Below are 18803 nucleotides of genomic sequence, written 5' to 3'. Positions count from 1 at the left end.
TTGAGGCGTGCATCGTTCGAGAGCACGGCCATGCCGGCCGAGTCATAGCCCCGGTATTCGAGGCGCCTGAGCCCCTCGAGCAGAATGTTCTGAACGTTGCGTTCGGCCACCGCCCCCACGATTCCACACATCGTCTTTACTCCTTGGGTTCCGACTTGGGCTGTTTCCGCGGGCGCGGCCAGTCCGCCTTGGTGATCTGCCGGCCGCGGGCCACGCCCAGCGCCCCGGCCTCGACATCCCGGCTGATCGTGGAGCCGGCACCGATGGTGGCCCTCTCTCCGACCCGGACCGGCGCGACCAGCGCCGTATTGGAGCCGATGAACGCCGCGTCGCCGATCTCGGTGTGGTGCTTGTTCGCGCCGTCGTAGTTGCAGGTGATGGTACCGGCCCCGACGTTGACGTCGCGTCCCAGCCGGGCATCGCCGACATAGCTGAGATGGTTGATCTTGCTGCCCTCGCCGATCCGGGCATTCTTGGTCTCGACGAAGTTGCCGACCTTGGCCTGGCGGGCCAGGTGCGTGCCGGGGCGCAGGCGGGCGAAGGGACCGACCTGGCACTCGCCGTCGAGGATCGCGCCATCGAGCAGGCTGTGCGCCTCGATGACACAGCCAGGCCCGATGCGGCTGTCACGGATAATGCTGTAGGGCCCGACGCGCACCCCCTCGGCCAGTTCGACCTCGCCTTCGAAGACGCAGCCGACATCGATCTCGACATCCTGCCCGCAGCGCAGGCGACCGCGCACGTCGAGCCGCGCCGGATCGGCCAGCGTCACGCCCCCGGTCATCAGCCGCTCGGCCTCGGCCAGCTGATGGGCGCGCTCCAGGCGGGCCAGCTGCAGGCGGTTGTTGACGCCCTCGACCTCGGTGGCGGAGGCCGGCTGGGCGGTGGCAATGGCAGTACCTTCTTCGGCGGCCATGGCGATGACATCGGTCAGGTAGTACTCGCCTTGGGCATTGTCCGAAGAGAGGCGCGGCAGCCAACGGCGCAACTGGTCGGCGGTCATGGCCATGATCCCGGTATTGCACTCGGTGATGGCCCGCTCGGCCTCGGAGGCATCCTTGTGCTCGACGATCGCCGCCGCCTCGCCCCGGGCGTTGCGCTTGATGCGCCCGTAGCCCGTCGGATCGGCCAGGGCCACGGTCAGCAGCGCCATGCGTCGTTCATCGACCGCGTCGAGCAGGGCGCTCAGCGTGTCGCGCCGGATCAGCGGCACGTCGCCATACAGCACCAGCACCTTGCCATCGCCGAGCCCGTCCAGGGCCTGGGCCACGGCGTGGCCGGTGCCTTTCTGCTCGGTCTGTTCCGCGAACTGTAATGGGCATTCCGCCAGGCTATCTCGGACCTGTTGTGCCCCATGCCCGATCACCACATGCAAACGATCTGCCCCCAACCCCATGGCAGTATCGATTACATGGCGCACCATCGGTTTTCCGGCCAAGGGATGCAGAACCTTCGGCTTGGCCGAACGCATGCGGGTTCCCTGCCCCGCGGCGAGGATCACTACGTCGAGCGTCATGCCTTATCCTTAATGGATTCGATGAGTGGGCCGGATTCTAAAACCCGCTGGCATGAATAACTATCGCTGTTCTAGCGAACTCGACCAATACCTGTTATACGCTCGGATATAACCATTAACCTATTTACCCACAACGAGCGGAAACACATGAAATGAACAATATTTCTCACTGGATTTTTCTAATCTATAAACGGGGAATAATATAAATACACGAACAAACTACCCCACCGGACTCATGTGGCGTCAAGAACCGATACCTTTTTATTTATCAGACAAGACGAAAAACGAAAAAATCTTTATCGCTTTTTTCTACGACCTCAACCCTACCAAAATTGAGAACCCCAACTCGGCAAAGCTAGCCAGCGTTCAACCCCCATCTCTTCTCCACTTGGTCTTGGCAGTTATCGGGATACCTAACTTAGCAAGCACTACATAATATTTTAAAACCTGCCATCATGTGCTCTGACACTTATCAAGTCAGTACAGTACAAACATGCAGAACCATGGACAACCTCAGATAAAAAGGGCTGCCGCGCTTGATAATAGAGCCCCCTGAGCAAGAGCGCGAAAGGGGGCATAAAGTTACGTGTTAACGCTAGCTGTACGCAGTCCAGATGGTTAAGAGCACTTGGACCAGCCACAGCCGGTACAGGTCGGGCAGCCATCCATCATCACCAGCTCGCTACGACATTCGGGGCAGTGGCCGACGGTGGCTGACGCTTCACTCCCGCTAGTCGGCGTCGGCGTGCCCTTGCTGGTGATCTCGTCCTGGGCCGGCGGCTGCCAGGGGTGTCCATGGGTCATGCGATGTGCGTAGCGGCGTACCAGCTCGTCGACCGGCACCTGATTGCCGTCGATATCTAGAAAGCCGCGCCGATAAAGGATCTGCTGGATCGACCAGGCAATTGCCGCCACTTCGGAATCGTGGAACATGGGCTTGCCCCAGCGGTTCATGCCACAACGCACCAGGCCCTTGTCCCAGGCCACCTTGCGCAGGTCTGCCACCGCCTGGGTCACATAGCCGCCGCGTGCAGCCAGCGACAGGCTGCGCATGGTGGCGGTGATCCACTGGTGCTCGCTGGAGAGCTGGCCGGAAGGAAAGAAGAATTCCACCGGGCGCTCGATGACGACCCGCTTGCCGTTGATCACCCCCTCCACCGGCATGAACGACACCAGTAGATAGACCTTGCGCCGCCCCTCGGCACCGACATAGGAGATCTTTTCCGATACCGCTTCCAGCGTACCCTCGGGGCGCGAAGGGATGCGTACCGTGAGCGGGTCCTCGTCCGGCACCGGCGACGGCTCGGGAGCCGCCTGCTTGACGCTGCAGGCGACGATCCTGGAGGTTATTTCGACAGCCATGAGGCGACTCCTTGAGTTCGGGAAATCGGGGAACTCACGTTCGCGGGCAACACCGCCTCGCCAAACGCAGCAGGTCGTGGCTCACCACTTGCCATACGTCCCCTCCTTCAGCGCATCGTAGAGATTGGCCGCGTTATGCTCCTCGCCGTCGTAGATCACCGTCTCGTCGCCCTTGAGCTCCAGCCTCTCGCCATTTTCCAGTTCGAAAACGTAGGTGGTGTTCTTGAGATCCTCCTCGCGCACCAGCACGCCTTGGAAGGCCTCGGGGTTGAAGCGGAAGGTGGTGCAGCCCTTGAGCTTGCTGGCGTAGGCGTCCAGGTAAAGATCCTTGAACTGCTCAAAGGGGAACTCGGTGGGCACATTGACCGTCTTGGATATCGCCGAATCGACCCAGGTCTGCGCCGCGGCCTGCACCGCCACGTGTTGCTGCGGGGTCACCGCATCGGCGGTAATGAAGTAATCCGGCAGGTCGCTCTCCACCGCGTCCGCTGCGATAAAATGGCGATAGGCGGCCAGCTCGAAGGACACCACCTCGACCTGCTCCTTGGTCTTGCGTCCCGCCTGGATGACATTGCGGTAGTAGCGGTGCGAGAACGACGGCTCAATGCCGTTGGAGGCATTGTTGCCCAGGGACAGGCTGATGGTACCGGTGGGCGCGATCGACGAGTGATGGGTGAAGCGTGCGCCATGCTCGGCCAGCGCCGCGACCAGCTCCGGCTCGATCTCGGCGAGTTTCTGCATGTAGCGGCTATAGCGGGCGTGCAGGATACGCCCCGGCACCCTGTCGCCGACCTCGTAGCCGTCCTTGCCCAGTTCCGGCCGCTCGCGCAGCATCTTGGGGGTAATCTCGAATTCCTCGGCGAGGATCGGCGCCATGCCCTTCTCACGGGAGAGCTCCAGTGCCTGCTTCCAACCCTCCACGGCCAGCACCCGGCTGACCTCCTCGGTAAAGGCCAGCGATTCCGGCGAGCCATAGGGCATCTTGAGCATGGTCATTGTCGACCCCAGGCCCAGGAAGCCCATGCCGTGGCGACGCTTGGCCTCGATCTCGCGGCGTTGTCCCGGCAGCGGCAGGCCACTGATCTCGACCACGTTGTCGAGCATGCGCGTGAAGATCGATACTACTTGGCGATAGCGCTCCCAGTCAAAGCGTGGATTGTCGCCGAACGGATCGATCACGAAGCGAGTCAGGTTGACCGAACCCAGCAGACACGCGCCTTCGGGCGGAAGTGGCTGTTCGCCGCAGGGGTTGGTCGCGCGGATTTCCTCACAGAACCAGTTGTTGTTCATGCGGTTGACCTGATCGATCAGGATGAACCCCGGTTCAGCGAAGTCGTAGGTGGAGCGCATGATGGTGTCCCACAGCGCACGGGCGCGGATGCGCTCGACGACGCGGCATGCCACGCGGCCCTCGGCGTCGACGGTGTAGCCATCCTCGATCACCGGCCAGTCACGGTAGATGATCTCCTCGGGGCCGACGTCCTCCTTCTCGCCCGGATGCAGCGGAAAAACCAGCGGCCATTCGGCATCGTGCTTCACTGCCTCCATGAACTCGTCAGTAATCAGCAGGCTGAGGTTGAACTGACGCAGGCGGCCGGCCTCACGCTTGGCCTCGATGAACTCGCGCACGTCGGGATGGCCGACGTCGAAGGTGCCCATCTGTGCCCCGCGACGTCCGCCCGCCGACGCCACCGTGAAGCACATCTTGTCGTAGATATCCATGAACGCCAGCGGACCGTTGGTGCCCGCCCCGGCGCCAAAGACGAAGGCACCCTTGTGGCGCAGGGTGGAGAACTCGTAACCGATGCCGCAACCGGCCTTGAGGGTCATGCCGGCATCCACTACCGCCCCGAGGATGTCACGCATCGAATCGCGAATGGTGCGTGATACCGTGCAATTGATCAGGCTCACCGCCGGCTTGTAATCCTCCGCGCCAGCGTTGGACATGATCCGCCCCGCCGGGATGGCGCCGTTTTCCAGCGCCCAGCGGAACTTGGGCAGCCAGGCCTCGGCGTGGTCGCCCTCGACCTCGGCCAGGGCACGCGCCACCCGCTCCCAGGTATCGGCCACGTCCTTGTCCACTGGCGTGCCGTGGCGATCCTTGAGCCGGTACTTGGCATCCCAGATGGCTTGAGAGGGCGTTTGCATCGGCACCTCGTTGGACGTTTTGATGGCCTCGGCAGGCGAGTTCATGGTTGGTCTCCTGATAAGAAACATGGCTCATGGACCAGCGATTAGCCAAGCGTTCGAGGGGTGAAAGCCAGTCCTCCATCCAACTCCGGGCAATGCCTCCGTCCAGCCCGTTCAGCAGCCCCTTGGCCGTCATCCCCAGTTCGGCGTCACCCTCAATGCGCGCCGCCTGCTCATCGTGCTACCGAAAAGGCAACTCGAGCCTGGCATACTTCGAGGAAATCGCATTTTCAATTAACGACACCACACAATATATAGTGCACCCGCCACAGTATTACTGGCACATATAGTTAATTTTGTTTTCCGAACGGCAAGAGAAAAATACAGGGTGGCCACCTGGCCATCCTGTATCCGTGACAGAGCCTGGACAACACTCAGCTCACTCGGTGAGCGGCACGATACTGAAAAGATGGCTCGCCGCTTGATCGCCCGGCATCGGGGCGACCTCAACGATATCCGCACGAGCCGGGGGGCAAGGTACTCATGAGCGGCCTTCCATGTTCAGCCAGTTGATAACGCCGCCCTGTGAGAGAATCGCCTGTTGCCGCTGGCTGAGCTCATGGCACAGGTACAGCGTGCCGACGTCGTTGAGCGTGGCGACGATCCGCTGCCCCGCGGCGAGCTGCTGGCGCAGCCCGGCAATGTGCAGACGGTCGCCCTGCTGCAGCCGGTCGAGATCCGCCGGGTCCTCGAAAGTCAGCGGCAACACACCGAAGCATGGCAAGTTCTGCCAGTGGATACGCGCAATGCTCCTGGCGATGACCACCTGCAAGCCCAGGAAACGCGGCACCAGTGCGGCATTCTCGCGACTCGAGCCCTGCCCGTAATTGTCGCCAGCGACGATGATGTGCCCCGCGTTGCCGCGCTCCCGGGCGCGGTACACATAATCGGGGTCCACCGTCTCGAAGGTGAACTCGGCCGAGGCATGGATATTGCTCCAGATCGGCAGCACCCGGGCACCAGCCGGCATGATGTCGTCGGTGGAAATGTTGTCACCGGCCTTGAGCAGCACCGGGGCATCGATCGACTCGGGCAGTGGATCGAGTGCGGGCAACGGCGGAGTATTGTCGGTGGCGAGCAGCGACACGCCTCGCGCCTGCTCCGGCGGCAGCGGTGGCACGAACATCTGCTCGTTGGCGGTCATGTCCTCGGGTTCGCGGATCCGGGGATAGGCCATGCCCAACGTGCGAGGATCGGTGATCACGCCGTGCAGCGCCGAGGCGGCGGCCGTCTCCGGACTGCACAGGAACACGCTGTCCTCACGCGTGCCGGAGCGTCCCGGAAAATTGCGCGGCACGGTGCGCAGACTGTTGCGCCCCGCCGCGGGTGCCTGGCCCATGCCAATGCAGCCGTTGCAGCCCGGCTGGTGCAGGCGTGCGCCGGCAGCGACGAGGGATGACAGGTGTCCTTCGTCGATGAGCGCCGAAAGGATCTGCCGCGTGGATGGATTGATGTCCAGCGAGACGCCGTTGGCAACGTTGCGCCCCCTGACGATCTCGGCGACCACCGCGAAGTCGCGGTACCCCGGATTGCCCGAGGAGCCGATATAGGCCTGGTAGACCGGCTCGCCGGCGACCTCGCTGACCGACACGACCTTGTCGGGGCTCGATGGCAACGCAATCAGCGGCTGGAGTTGCGACAGGTCGATACGCTCATCGATGTCATAGGCGCATCCTGGATCGGCGGCCAGGGGGATCCATTCGGCCTCACGCCCCCGTGAGGCCATGAAGCGGCGGGTGACATCATCGCTGGGAAAGACGCTGGTGGTCGCGCCCATCTCGGTGCCCATGTTGGCCAGCACGTGACGGTCCATGGCATCCAGCCCGTCCAGGCCGGGACCGTAGTATTCGAGGATGCAGTTGCGCGCCCCGGCCACGCCATGCCGACGCAGCAGTTCGAGGACGATGTCCTTGGCACTCACCCAGACGGGCAGCTTCCCAACCAGCTCAACGCCGACGATGCGCGGCATGGGCAGGTACAGCGGCTCGCCGGCCATGGCCATGGCCACCTCGATGCCGCCGGCGCCGATCGCCAGCATGCCCAACGCGCCGGCGGCGGTGGTATGGCTATCACAGCCCACCAGGCTGTCGCCGGGCTTGCCGAAGCGCTCCATGTGCATCGGATGGCTGATGCCGTTGCCAGGACCGCTATACCAGACCCCGAGCCGTTCACAGGCGCTCTTCAGGAAAAGGTGGGCATCGGCATTGATGTTGTCCTGCTGGATCAGGGTATGGTCGATGTACTGCACGCTGGGCGAGGTCTTCACCCGCTCGATGCCCATGGCGTCGAGTTCGAGCATGACCAGTGTACCGAGGATGTCTTGCAGCAGGGCCTGGTCCATTCGCAGGGCGATTTCCCGGCCCGGCACCATGTCGCCCTCGATGAGGTGAGCGCCAATCAACTTGTGGCTGAGTGTCTCAGGCATGCGAGGTCTCCTTGCCTGCGGCGGGGTGGACGAGGCGGTAAGCGGCCTGGCAGGTTTCGATCAGAAATTGCAGGGCCAGCGCGCCAAAGCCGATCGGCAACAGCGCGTAGGGATAGACCATGGGCGTACCGACCACGGCGAGGTAGACCAGCAGTAAGGAGTTTATCTCCAGGCTCCAACTGGTCGGCGCGGCAAAGAAATAGCGCATGATGGCGTCGTAGCAGGCGCCGAGCTGTTCATGGGGGCTGCGTCCATGGAAGTCTGTTTCGTCGTCACGGGCCGCACCAGTTGCATACAATTTCAGCATAGAAGTGGAATGAATGCGGCGCGCATAGCGCTTTGGTCGCAAAAGTTGTATGCAATTCTTGCGATATGTGTTGACGGATTCTGCACAAGCCACCGGGAGAACGGCGTGGGCTACTTCTTCATCAAACACATCCACATGACCGCCGCAGGCCTCAGCCTGGCGCTATTCAGCCTGCGCGCCTGGTGGTCTGTGCGGGAGTCGCCGCAACTTCAGCGGCGTTGGGTGAAGATATTGCCGCACCTGATCGATACGGTACTTCTGGCTGCGGGGGTCACGCTGATGTTCATGCTGCGCGCCTGGCCAACGCAGCATCCGTGGCTGGCGGCCAAACTGGTCGGCCTGGTGGCCTACATTGTCATCGGCACGCTGGCGATCAAGCGCGGAAAGACATCCTCTATCCGAGCCGTAGCATCACTCGTCGCGATTGCCATCTTCCTGTATATCGTCGGGGCGGCGCTATCGCATCACCCCTGGTCGTGGTGGATGCGGTTTTAGCAGCATGGCCATTCAACGAAAGTGCCATTTCCGGCAAGGAGTCGCCTGCTAGGCTAAACGAACCAGTGCACGAATAGCGCACGCTTGTTCGCAAAACGAGATACCTACCCAATGACAAAACGCTACTCCTTCCTTGCGCTACCTCTCTCTACCCTATTGATGGCCTTCGCCCATCCCACCTTGGCAGACACCCAGGTTGTCATGCTCGGTACGGGCACTCCGGTGCCCAACGGTGAACGTGCTGGCGCCGGTGTTGCAGTCATTCATGACGGTGAAGCTTATCTCTTCGACCTGGGTGCCGGTGTCGTCGAGCGCGCTACACAAGCGGCCGAGAGGCTCGGCATCGATTCGCTATACCCTACTAATATTGAGCATTTGTTTCTGACCCACCTACATAGCGATCACGTGCTGGACTACCCGGAGCTGCTAGGCACCTATTGGTGGCGACGCGAAAATCCACTGCAGGTCATTGGCCCCAAGGGAACGCAGGGAATGAGTGAAGGCATATACACCATGCTGGCGGCGGATACCGAGACCCGCCTGAAGGACAAGAGTCCTATCACCAACCCCGATACCGCCTATGCTGAAGTGACCGAAATTTCCCAGCCCGGCACAGTCTATGAGACGGACGATATCCAGGTGGAGGCATTCCCCGTTTCCCACGGTGACTGGGACCTGGCCTATGGATACAGGATCACTACCCCTGACAAGACCGTGGTAATTTCCGGTGACACCTCGATCAACAAGGAAGTGGAGAAACAGGCAGCAGGCGCCGACATTCTGATCCACGAAGTCATCAGCCGCACCGGCTGGAAGGATCTTCCGAAGCAGTGGCAGGACTACCATCAGTACGCTCATACGCTGACGGATGAACTGGCCGAGCTCGCCAACCGGGCCCAGCCGGACCTGTTGGTGCTCACCCACGTACTGCATTACGGTGCGCCCATCGAGACGGTAGTGGAGGAGATCCAGCGCGACTACGCTGGTGAGGTTCAGCTGGCCGATGATCTGGACGTCTACGAGTAGCGCGGGCTTCAGATAGCGACCGTCAGCGTCTCAGTTTCTGCTACCGCCCGCCATCCACCAAGGCGGGCGGTAACTCGGCAGGCTCAGGCGGGCCGGGTTACGGGGCGTCAAACATGCCGGCGAACAGGGCGCTGGACAGGTAGCGCTCGCCGGAGTCGGGCAGGATGACCACGATGGTTTTATCCTTCATCTCGGGCTCGTCGGCCACACGCAGTGCGGCAGCTACGGCGGCCCCTCCGGAGATACCAGCCAGGATGCCCTCTTCCCGCATGAGACGGTGCGCCATGGCAATGGCCGCGTCGTTGTCGACCTGTTCGACACGATCGACAAGACTCAGGTCGAGATTCTTCGGCACGAAGCCGGCACCGATGCCCTGGATCTTGTGCGGGCTCGGCGTCGGCTCCTCGCCGGTCATTGTCTGGCGGATCACCGGCGAATCGGTGGGCTCCACCGCCACGCTGACAACCGATTTACCCTGGGTGTGCTTGAGGTATCGGCTCACCCCGGTGATGGTACCGCCAGTACCGACACCAGCCACGAACACGTCGACGTTGCCGTCAGTGTCGTTCCAGATTTCCGGCCCCGTGGTGCTTTCATGAATGGCCGGGTTCGCCGGGTTATCGAATTGCTGCAGCATCACGTAGCGTTCAGGGTCGCTGTCACGGATCTCTTCAGCCTTGGCAATCGCACCTTTCATGCCCTTGGCGGCCTCGGTCAGCACCAGGTTGGCCCCCAGCGCCTTGAGGATCTTGCGCCGTTCGAGGCTCATGCTCTCGGGCATGGTCAGCGTCACCGGGTAGCCGCGCGATGCGCCGACGAACGCCAGCGCAATGCCGGTGTTGCCACTGGTGGGCTCGATGATTTCCTTACCGGCACCGAGCAGGCCCTGCCGCTCGGCCTCCCAGACCATGCTCGCGCCGATGCGGCACTTCACCGAGTAGGCGGGATTGCGCCCTTCGGTCTTGACCAGAACATTGCCGTAGCCCAACCGGCCCAAGCGCACCAAGGGTGTGTTGCCGATAGAGAGAGAATTGTCATCGTAGATGCGTGCCATGCAGCCTCCTGCCATATGTTTTTTAATAATCGTGGTAAGGGGACGATAGCGTTGCTGCCTTCGCCTGTCAGCCTCAGTGTTTCGCCGACTCACGCCCTCTCTGCAACCGACATTAGCCGGACGTCACGTTTTCGCCTCATCCTGGCGAATACAGCGCTCGATGTCCTCGGTGGACGGCACGAATTCCTCCCGCACCATCAGGATCAACGCTTTGGCGCTGAACCTGTGATCATGAGCGGGATGACAGATAATGTCTCCATCCTCAGCGACGTAAGCCATGAGCGTGCCCATGCCTGCTGCCATGAGCCGGCAGGTCACGTCGGCCCATACGGCATTTTCCAACTGCACCGGATAGCGCATGGCGTGATCGTCATGGTGGGTGAACAGGTTCTCCAGGATTTTCTCCGCGCCTGGCGCTACCAGAGAACGAACGAGCATTTCGGGATAGGCGCGGATGGGGCGCAGGGTCGTACTTGCCCCAGCCAGTTCGGTACGGCGACGATTTCCCTCATGGACGCACTCCGCCACCGTGTAAGGCTGGGCATCGCCACAGCTGCCCTGCAGCTGCATCAGCACATCCAGCGTGATGCTGTCGGACACCCGGCTGTATTCATCGCGAGCCAGGATAATGATCGCCCGGGCCTGTGCAGGCGTGACGGCCTCCAGCGCCTGGGGGTCGGCAGGCTCACCATGGTGATGCACGACGCCCATCTCGCGCAGGCTCTCCGGCAGCCCATCGGGAAACGCATCGGTGAGAATCTGCACAGGCACGTCCCCAAGCTGCTCGGTCGTCCTCAGTTGCGCCACTAGCCGCTCGAAATAGACAGCCGCGTTATTGTTGGGGCTGTTTATGATCAGTACATGGTCTTGCATCTTCCACCTCCAGCGGCCCTTGATCATGGATTCCTTACGTTTGAGGCGGTAATCGATGTAGTCACTGGCCAGCTGTGCCAGCAATGTGATGCCCGCGACATAGAGCAACACGACGGTTGCAGTGCGGCCCAAAGGCGTCGCAGCCGAAAAATCGCCGTAGCCCACCGTAGTCATGGTGGTGAGCGTCAGCCAGAGTGCATCTCCCCAACCCAAGCCTTCGAAGGCCACCATCGCGATGGTATGCAAGCCGGTGAGTGTCATTAACCAGTAGAACGCGCGGCGCAGACGCGAGCGCATGTTAATGTCGAGCTGCTGGGAGAGCTGATTGCAGGTCTGGCGTCGGCGCAGTACACGAAGAAATAGCATGATGAGCGCACCCGGTAAGGTGCTGAGACTCCATGGGATGGGCAAGCCAGAACGGCGAAGTTGCCCCGATGCTACCCCACCGCCTGTGGGTTAGCCAATCAAGGGCATGCCACCCCGCGGGTATCAGCGTGGCTTCCGGGATGCTCCCAGCGTGTGCCATTGGCAGCCACCCCGCTCAATCAGCGCGTCGGCACTGGCTGGGCCATCCTGGCCGGCCTCGTAACCATCGACGCGGCTACCTTCTTGCCAGGCATCCAGAAACGGCTGCACCGCCCGCCAACCGTTCTCGATGGTATCGGCACGCTGAAAGAGCATCTGGTCGCCGATCAGGCAGTCATAGAGCAGCGTTTCGTAGCCTGTCGATGAGGGAAGATCGAAAAAGTCCTTGTAGGCGAAGCCTAACTGGATGGTCTCCATCTCTCGCATGAGCCCAGGGCGTTTAGCCTCGAAGTCCAGCCAGATCCCTTCATCCGGCTGAATCTGGATGATCAGGTAATTGGACTTGAGGTGATCCACCTCGGTATCACGGAACGGCGCATAGGGCGCCGGCTTGAAACAGATGGCGATTTCCGTATCCCGGGCTGACATCCGCTTGCCAGTGCGCAGATAGAAAGGGACACCCATCCAACGCCAGTTATCGATCATCAGCTTCAACGCGACATAGGTCTCGGTAGTACTGGCAGCGTCGACATCCGGTTCGTCGCGGTATCCCGGGACCGGCTTATCCTTGTAGCGCCCTGCCTGATACTGGCCGCGTACTGAGTTGTGCCGGGCCTCTTCCTTCGACCAGGGACGAATGGCACCCAGAAGCTTGGATTTCTCGCTACGCAGGGCATCGGCGGTAAAGGCAGCGGGAGGCTCTATCGCGACCATCGCCAGTAGCTGGAACAGGTGGTTGGGAACCATGTCCCGTAGCGCACCGTTCTTTTCGTAGAAACTGCCGCGCTGTTCGACACCGACGGTTTCGGCAGCGGTAATCTGAACATGGTCGATGTAATGGTTGTTCCAGAGCGGTTCGAACAGGACGTTGGCAAAACGGGCGACCAGTATGTTCTGAACCGTTTCCTTGCCAAGAAAGTGATCGATACGGTAGAGCTGGCTTTCCGACATGGCGGACAGCAGCCGGGCGTTGAGGGCCTGCGCCGAGGCGAGGTCATGCCCAAACGGCTTTTCCACCACGACGCGTCGAAACTGCGTATCGCTCTCGCGCAGTAGCCCAGCGGTCCCGAGCTGCTCGGCAATATCGGCAAAGAAACGCGGCGCGGTGGCAAGATAGAACAGCGCGTTGGCTGTCGTACTCGCCTGTATCGTCTCATCAATCGCCCGATAGGTCGCAGCTTGCGTGAAGTCGCCTTCGATATAGTGCAGACGCTGGGCGAAGTCCGGCCACTGCTCGAGATCGATCCCGCCCGCTTCCGCATCGGAGTCATCCGCCTGGTTAGCAAGAAAATCAGCGAGATTCTGGCGGAAACTGTCGTCACTGCCGGGTACGATATCGATGCCCACGATACGCAGTGCGGGATCGAGCAGCCCCATGCGTGAGAGCGAAAAGAGAGAAGGAATCAATAAGCGCTTGACCAGATCGCCACTGGCGCCGAACAGGAACAGCGTGGCTGGCGGTGCCGTAGATGTCTGTGGAGACTGGGATTGAGCCATGATGTCTTTCCTTACTGAAGGGCTTGGATAGCGTAACCGTCCCATTGGCTAGGGAACGGCGTCTGCCTGGGCGTGTCTACGGGCTCGCGGATCGGCTTTGGTTCGAGGGATGCTGGGGGTTGTCGCGAAGCAGCTTGCGTGTCACGCCGTTAGTCCAGCCGAAACCATCCTGCAGCGGATATTCCCCCCCGCCACCGCCAGCAGCCCCCGCCTGCAGCGGGGTGAGTACATACTTTTCGATGAGCTTGCTCTTACGCTCGAAGAGCCTGCCGACCATCGTCAGCCAGCGATCCGAGATATCCTGCGCCAGCGACGTTTCGCCATAACGCTTGAACCCGCGTATCGCCATCCACTGCAAGGGGGCCCAGCCATTCGGGTGGTCCCACTGCTGTTCGGTGCCAATCTCGGTAGTGGCGATGCCACCCGCGCTGAGTAGCCGCTGACGAACCGCCTGGGCAACGCGCTGTGCCTGCTCCCGGTCAGCGAGGCCTACGTAGAGTGGTGTGACGGTCGCCGCATTCAGCATCGTGCACAGCCGATCGCGCTGCCAATCGAAATCGAAAAAAGCACCCACGCGTTCGTTCCAGAATAGACGCCTGATTGCCTGGCTGCGCTCTTCTGCCTTGCGCTGGAACGCTTTGGCAGTTTCGATATCCCCGCTCATGGCACTGAGACTCGCAATCTGGGTTTCCAGCTTGAGCATGAAGCTGTTGAGATCGACCGGAAGCAAAGCCGTGGTGCGAATGCTTGCCAGCTGATGCGGATCGTCGAGCCAGCGAGAGCTGAAATCCCACCCCGAGGCTGCACCCGCGCGTAGATCTCGATAAACCTCCCGGGCCGGGCGGGTCGATTGCTGTCCCGTCAAGATATCCTCGAGGTAAGCCTCCTCGCGTGGCGTGTCCCGCTCATCCCAATAGCGGTTGAGTAATGTGCCGTCATTCAGTCGGACGCAGCAGCGGTGTGCCTCGCCGCGCTGTAGCGTTTCCGCGCCTGACATCCAGTAGGCGTGCTCCTTGCGTAGCTGCGGCAAATAACTGCGCGCACGTGTGATCACCCCGTAGCGTGTGAACAGGTCGACCATCAGTGCGAACACGGGGGGTTGGGAGCGGCTGAGATAGTAAGTGCGGTTACCGTTGGGCACGTGCCCGTAGGTGTCGATCAGGTAAGCGAAATTGCGCGCCATGGTACGCATGAGGTGCGGACGGCCGCTCTCGGCAAGACCGAGCATCGTGAAATACGAGTCCCAGTAATAAAGCTCTCGAAAGCGTCCGCCAGGCACGACATAGGCATACGGCAGCGGGAGCAGCGATGAGTAACGTGGGTGCTGTTGCGGACGGCGCGTGAGCACATCCCACAGGCCATCAATATGCGTGATCAGCCCTTGCTGGGGAGGCGAGACATAGTTGCTGACCGGCTCGCATTCCGGCGTGAAGTGATCGAGGACAAAAGCCGTCAGGTCGAAGCGCGGGTCATCCTTGCGTGCCCGGTAGGCCGACAGGATAGCATCAGGTTCCTGGCGAGGGATGCAATCGACGAAGGTCTTACTGTCATCGAAAACCCGGCCGCACTGCACATCGACGAATAGCTCTGCGTAACGGTCTGCAGGGGTCAATGAGTCGGCGGGTGCAACCTGTGCCGCCTGGGCCTGAGAATCGTCCATGCTGCCTCCTGCACGTTTCTGCCTTGTATGGCCGGCGGCATCCGGCAGAGTTCGAACCCCATCAATCAGCTGCTATTCAGGATAGCCACTTCGCTGGCAGCGTAGCACGTAAGGCAGCCTACCCAAGTGTAGAAAGGCCAATAGGCTTTCCTGCGCACGTTGCCTTTCGTAAATAAACCATGGGTAATATCAACGACTGCCAGCCCAGCCTCCCAGAGATAGGGAGCCTGACCTTACCCATTACCCCAGGGGGCGCTATGTCGGGCACCATGCCGCCATTTTCCACTATCGACAGCAATACCCTTCGCGACGTTGACGTCGTACTGACCGATGTTGACGACACCCTGACCAGGCATGGCAAGCTCTGTGCCAGCACGCTCAACGCCATGGAGCGTCTGGCAGCAGCAGGCATTCGCCTCGTCCCGGTGACGGGTGGCTGTGCTGGCTGGTGCGATCATATCGTCCGTGCCTGGCCCGTGGCGGCTGTCATCGGTGAAAGCGGCGCCTTCCGGTTCATCAAGCGGAGCGATGGCAGCCTGGATCAGCGCTTCGTGAGGCCCCGTGAACATTTGCGTGAAGAACAGCGGCGCCTGCTGCAACTCGCCGAGACAGCGATCTCGGCGGTCCCGGCCGCACGCCTGGCCGCCGACCAACCCTACCGGCTGGCCGATGTTGCCATTGACCATAGCCAGGACGTCGGCCCTCTGGGTAGTGCTGACATTGACCGCTTGATCGGCTACATGCGCAACGGTGGCGCTCGGGCCCGTGCCAGCTCGATCCATGTCAACGCCTGGTTCGGCGATCACGACAAGGCCAGCATGGCTGTCAGCCTGCTTGAAGAGGACTTCGGTTTTTCGGCACGCGAGCAGGAACGCCGCGTACTGTTCATTGGCGACGCCCCCAATGACGAATCGCTGTTTGCACGCTTTCCACTCAGTATGGGGGTGGCCAACATTTCTCAGCATCTTTCCACAATGCAATCCCACCCCAGGTGGATCTGCCAGGCCAGTCACGGTGCCGGCTTCGAGGAAATGGCAGAGCGATTGCTTGCTGCACGCAACTGCCTGGGACCAAGCCCGGAAAACAATACTTCAGCCTAATTGAATCCAGCCGATATCCAGTTACGCACGAAAACACACTGGTTATGGGAGATGCATCATGCTGTCTCGCTTCAGAATAGGCACGCGGCTTGGTGCTGCCTTTGGAATCATTACCTTACTGTTGCTGGGCACCTTTAGTGCAGGGTGGCTGGGACTGAGCGCAGTCAGGGATACGGCCCTTGGCATGCTCAACACCGACGTGAAGTTGGCACTCAATGCGTCAGACATACAGCGGCTTGCGCTGGAAGAGCGGCGGTACGAGAAGGACAGCTTCATCAACATTGGCAATGCCGAGAAGGTCAGCTCCTATCTGGAGAAGTGGCACCGAACCCGTGAAGAACTCGCCCATGCTCTACAGGCCGGAAAAGCGGTGGCTGGCACTGAGGAGCTTAAAAATCTCTATGCCGAGGCGGAAGATGCCCTGAAGGAATATGCCACGGGCTACCAGTCAGTCGTGGAAGGCGTTCAGGGCGGACAATTCACCGACGCTGCACAGGCCAACAAGGCGCTGAGCATTTATAAGGATTCCATCTATCGCCTGGAAGAGAAGGCCAACGCCATCGAGACTCTCGCCTTGGCCCAGACCGACAAGGCCAGCGAGATCATCGATGCGAATTATCACTATGCCTTGTCAGGCCTGCTGGGCTTCGCGGCCTTGGCTCTGGTGTTTTCGCTGACCCTGGCATACGTCATTACGAAGAGCATCGTTCTTCCGCTACGGCGCGCGCTTCAGGCAGCCCAACAGGTTGCCGATGGCGACTTGCGCCAGAAGATCGATGTCTCCGGAAAAGATGAGATCAGCGAGCTGCTCACCGCAATGGCCACCATGAGCCGCTCCCTCACCCAGCTTGTCATCTCCTTGCGCCATGCCGGTGAGAGCGTCTCGGTGGGCGCGAGAGAAATGTCACAGGGCAGTCAGGATCTTTCATCACGCACGGAGGAGCAGGCCAGCGCCCTGCAGGAAACGGCCTCCAGCATGGAGGAAATGGCTTCTACCGTCCGCCAGAACACCGAATCGGCTGTCACCGCTGATCGATTGTCGGCCAGTGCTTCCAAATCTGCCGAGGCTGGCGGGCAGAACGTAGAGCAGACTGCGCAACTCATGCGCAACATTGCCGACAGCTCAAAAAAGGTCAATGCCATCATTGGCGTGATCGATTCCATCGCGTTCCAGACCAATATTCTTGCCCTGAATGCCTCGGTCGAAGCGGCCCGTGCCGGCGAGCAGGGGCGCGGGTTTGCGGTAGTGGCCAACGAGGTTCGGTCACTGGCCAGTCGCAGTGCCGCATCCGCCAAGGAAATCCGCGCCATGATCGAGGAAACGACCATGCAGATCACGGCCGGCGCCGATCAAGCGGAACGAAGCGGAAAGACCATGAATGAGACTGTCGATGCCATTCGTCAGGTATCACTGCTGATCTCGGAAGTTGCCACGGCAACACGGGAGCAGAACGGCGGCATCGAGCAGATCAACGTTGCCATCACTCAGATGGATTCAGTAACACAGCAGAATGCCTCGCTGGTGGAACAAGCCAGTGCCGCTGCTGCCTCACTGGAAGAACAGGCGCAACAGTTGGCGGCGCTTATCGCCACCTTCAAGATCGACGAAGCCGAAGCAGACCGCGCCGCGCTACCGAGCTTGCCTGGCACGACTCGTCACGAGTCGGCCAGTCCTGCCAAGAAAGCGCTTACCGAGGAATGGGCGGCGTTCTGACATCTTGCTGCCATCGCCTTGAACAACGCCCCGCCTATGCGGGGCGTTTTACTGTTGCTCGCGTCATGTACCCGACCGCTCTATTGGCGGTGCGTGCCAGCCTGCATCTGCCCTGACAGGCTCGGCCAACAGGCAATCTTCTCGGCCCAGAGTTGCTACGACAACAACCCGACGACGCTGATCACAATCAGCACCACACCCAGTACACGGAAGAACACCTGCGAGTCGGCAGTAACTATGTAACGATGTACGCGTTCGCCAAGCAGATGGCCGACGAAGGCACATGGCAGCAGCCAGAGGTGATGAATCAGCTGCAGGTCGATCCCGGCGATGACGAACGACACCATTTTGATCACCACCAGGATGAACCACAGCACGAACAGGGTATCGCGCAGTTGATGCTTGGCAACGTGGTTGGCGAACACTGCCACGATCAGCGGTGCTCCGATCAGTGACGTGCCGCTGACGTAACCGCCCAGAATCAGCAGGACATAATCCACGTACCTGCTCTTGCTCCTGAACGGCTTGTTCAGTGCGTACCCCAAGGCATAGACGATAACGATTCCGAAGATAATCTTGGTCATCAGCTCGGATGGCAGACTGAGCAGCCCCACCACACCGACCAGCTTGGGGATGATCATGATCTTCAGCGCCCTGGCCAGATAACGCCAATCGATATTGCCCTGCCCCGGCGCTTCGCCACCGGCAGCCAGGGATTGTCGATGTCCGCGCCAGGCAATCCAGCTGGAAAAGATCAATAGATGAACGGCAATCAGCGGCAGGAAAACCAGCGGCTTGTTCAGCACCAGCAGCAGGAACGGCAACGCAAGGACTGCCCCGCCGAACCCCAGACTGGTTCGAACGAACCCGCTCCAGGCAAAGATCAACCCGATGAGAGCGTACTGATACCAAAATAGATCGGCCATGGGTCAGGCTGCGCCTCCTGATTGCTCGAATGACGGGAACGCTCAAGAATAACGCATCCAGCTTCACGCTAATGGTTTGCGCTGTAATAATGAAAGGCCACGCCATGCGGCGTAGCTCAAAAACATCGCAATC

General features: G+C 60.7%; 14 protein-coding genes. 4 read left to right on the top strand and 10 right to left on the bottom strand.

Features of this window, described 5'->3' with window-relative positions; genetic code table 11:
- Positions 1-136: 136 nt before the first annotated feature.
- The 5 genes from glmU to F568_RS25425 form a co-directional block, all read right to left on the bottom strand.
- The gene (gene glmU / locus F568_RS0112370) at positions 137-1516 is read right to left on the bottom strand and encodes a bifunctional UDP-N-acetylglucosamine diphosphorylase/glucosamine-1-phosphate N-acetyltransferase GlmU (protein WP_019019049.1); all 1380 of its coding nucleotides are present in this window, start codon (positions 1514-1516) and stop codon (positions 137-139) included.
- A gap of 618 nt (positions 1517-2134) precedes the next feature.
- A complete protein-coding gene (locus tag F568_RS0112365; protein ID WP_019019048.1) occupies positions 2135-2878 on the bottom strand; it encodes a hypothetical protein in 744 nt (247 codons plus the stop codon).
- Between the two features lie 81 nt (positions 2879-2959).
- Complete coding sequence (locus F568_RS0112360; RefSeq protein ID WP_019019047.1) at positions 2960-5071, bottom strand: adenosylcobalamin-dependent ribonucleoside-diphosphate reductase; 2112 nt, start codon at positions 5069-5071, stop codon at positions 2960-2962.
- Between the two features lie 478 nt (positions 5072-5549).
- Positions 5550-7493, bottom strand: coding sequence for an aconitate hydratase (locus F568_RS0112355; protein WP_019019046.1), 1944 nt, complete (start codon positions 7491-7493; stop codon positions 5550-5552).
- Positions 7486-7929 (bottom strand): hypothetical protein, encoded by a 444-nt coding sequence (locus F568_RS25425; protein WP_211213441.1) that lies wholly within the window; start codon positions 7927-7929, stop codon positions 7486-7488. The genes F568_RS0112355 and F568_RS25425 overlap by 8 nt, the downstream gene beginning before the upstream one ends.
- On the opposite strand from F568_RS25425, the gene F568_RS0112345 reads away from it, so the two are divergent.
- Together F568_RS0112345 and F568_RS0112340 are read left to right on the top strand one after the other, a co-directional pair.
- Positions 7906-8295 carry a SirB2 family protein gene (locus F568_RS0112345; RefSeq protein WP_019019044.1) on the top strand — a complete coding sequence of 130 codons (390 nt, stop codon included), beginning with the start codon at positions 7906-7908 and terminating at the stop codon, positions 8293-8295. The genes F568_RS25425 and F568_RS0112345 overlap by 24 nt on opposite strands.
- Before the next feature lie 111 nt (positions 8296-8406).
- Complete coding sequence (locus F568_RS0112340) at positions 8407-9321, top strand: MBL fold metallo-hydrolase (RefSeq protein WP_019019043.1); 915 nt, start codon at positions 8407-8409, stop codon at positions 9319-9321.
- Positions 9322-9418: 97 nt separating this feature from the next.
- Here the strand turns inward: F568_RS0112340 and cysK are convergent, their stop codons facing one another.
- The 4 genes from cysK to treF all read right to left on the bottom strand — a co-directional run bounded on the left by cysK (position 9419) and on the right by treF (position 14930).
- On the bottom strand, positions 9419-10375 hold the full coding sequence (cysK, locus tag F568_RS0112335) for a cysteine synthase A (RefSeq protein ID WP_019019042.1): 957 nt from the start codon (positions 10373-10375) through the stop codon (positions 9419-9421).
- A 123-nt stretch (positions 10376-10498) separates the two neighbouring features.
- Positions 10499-11614, bottom strand: a complete 1116-nt coding sequence (locus F568_RS0112330) for an ion channel (RefSeq protein WP_019019041.1) — start codon at positions 11612-11614, stop codon at positions 10499-10501.
- A gap of 123 nt (positions 11615-11737) precedes the next feature.
- Positions 11738-13270, bottom strand: coding sequence for a glucose-6-phosphate dehydrogenase (gene zwf, locus F568_RS0112325; RefSeq protein ID WP_019019040.1), 1533 nt, complete (start codon positions 13268-13270; stop codon positions 11738-11740).
- A 76-nt stretch (positions 13271-13346) separates the two neighbouring features.
- Positions 13347-14930 carry an alpha,alpha-trehalase TreF gene (treF, locus tag F568_RS0112320; protein ID WP_019019039.1) on the bottom strand — a complete coding sequence of 528 codons (1584 nt, stop codon included), beginning with the start codon at positions 14928-14930 and terminating at the stop codon, positions 13347-13349.
- Between the two features lie 257 nt (positions 14931-15187).
- On the opposite strand from treF, the gene F568_RS22860 reads away from it, so the two are divergent.
- On the top strand, positions 15188-16030 hold the full coding sequence (locus F568_RS22860; RefSeq protein ID WP_019019038.1) for an HAD-IIB family hydrolase: 843 nt from the start codon (positions 15188-15190) through the stop codon (positions 16028-16030).
- Positions 16031-16088: 58 nt separating this feature from the next.
- Positions 16089-17744 carry a methyl-accepting chemotaxis protein gene (locus F568_RS0112310; RefSeq protein ID WP_019019037.1) on the top strand — a complete coding sequence of 552 codons (1656 nt, stop codon included), beginning with the start codon at positions 16089-16091 and terminating at the stop codon, positions 17742-17744.
- A gap of 155 nt (positions 17745-17899) precedes the next feature.
- Here the strand turns inward: F568_RS0112310 and F568_RS0112305 are convergent, their stop codons facing one another.
- Positions 17900-18670, bottom strand: coding sequence for a TSUP family transporter (locus F568_RS0112305; RefSeq protein WP_019019036.1), 771 nt, complete (start codon positions 18668-18670; stop codon positions 17900-17902).
- Positions 18671-18803: the final 133 nt, after the last annotated feature.

Origin of the sequence: Modicisalibacter luteus DSM 23508 (assembly GCF_000378505.1) — a bacterium.
Lineage (GTDB): Bacteria > Pseudomonadota > Gammaproteobacteria > Pseudomonadales > Halomonadaceae > Modicisalibacter > Modicisalibacter luteus.
This window is presented reverse-complemented; position numbering and strand designations above follow the sequence as displayed.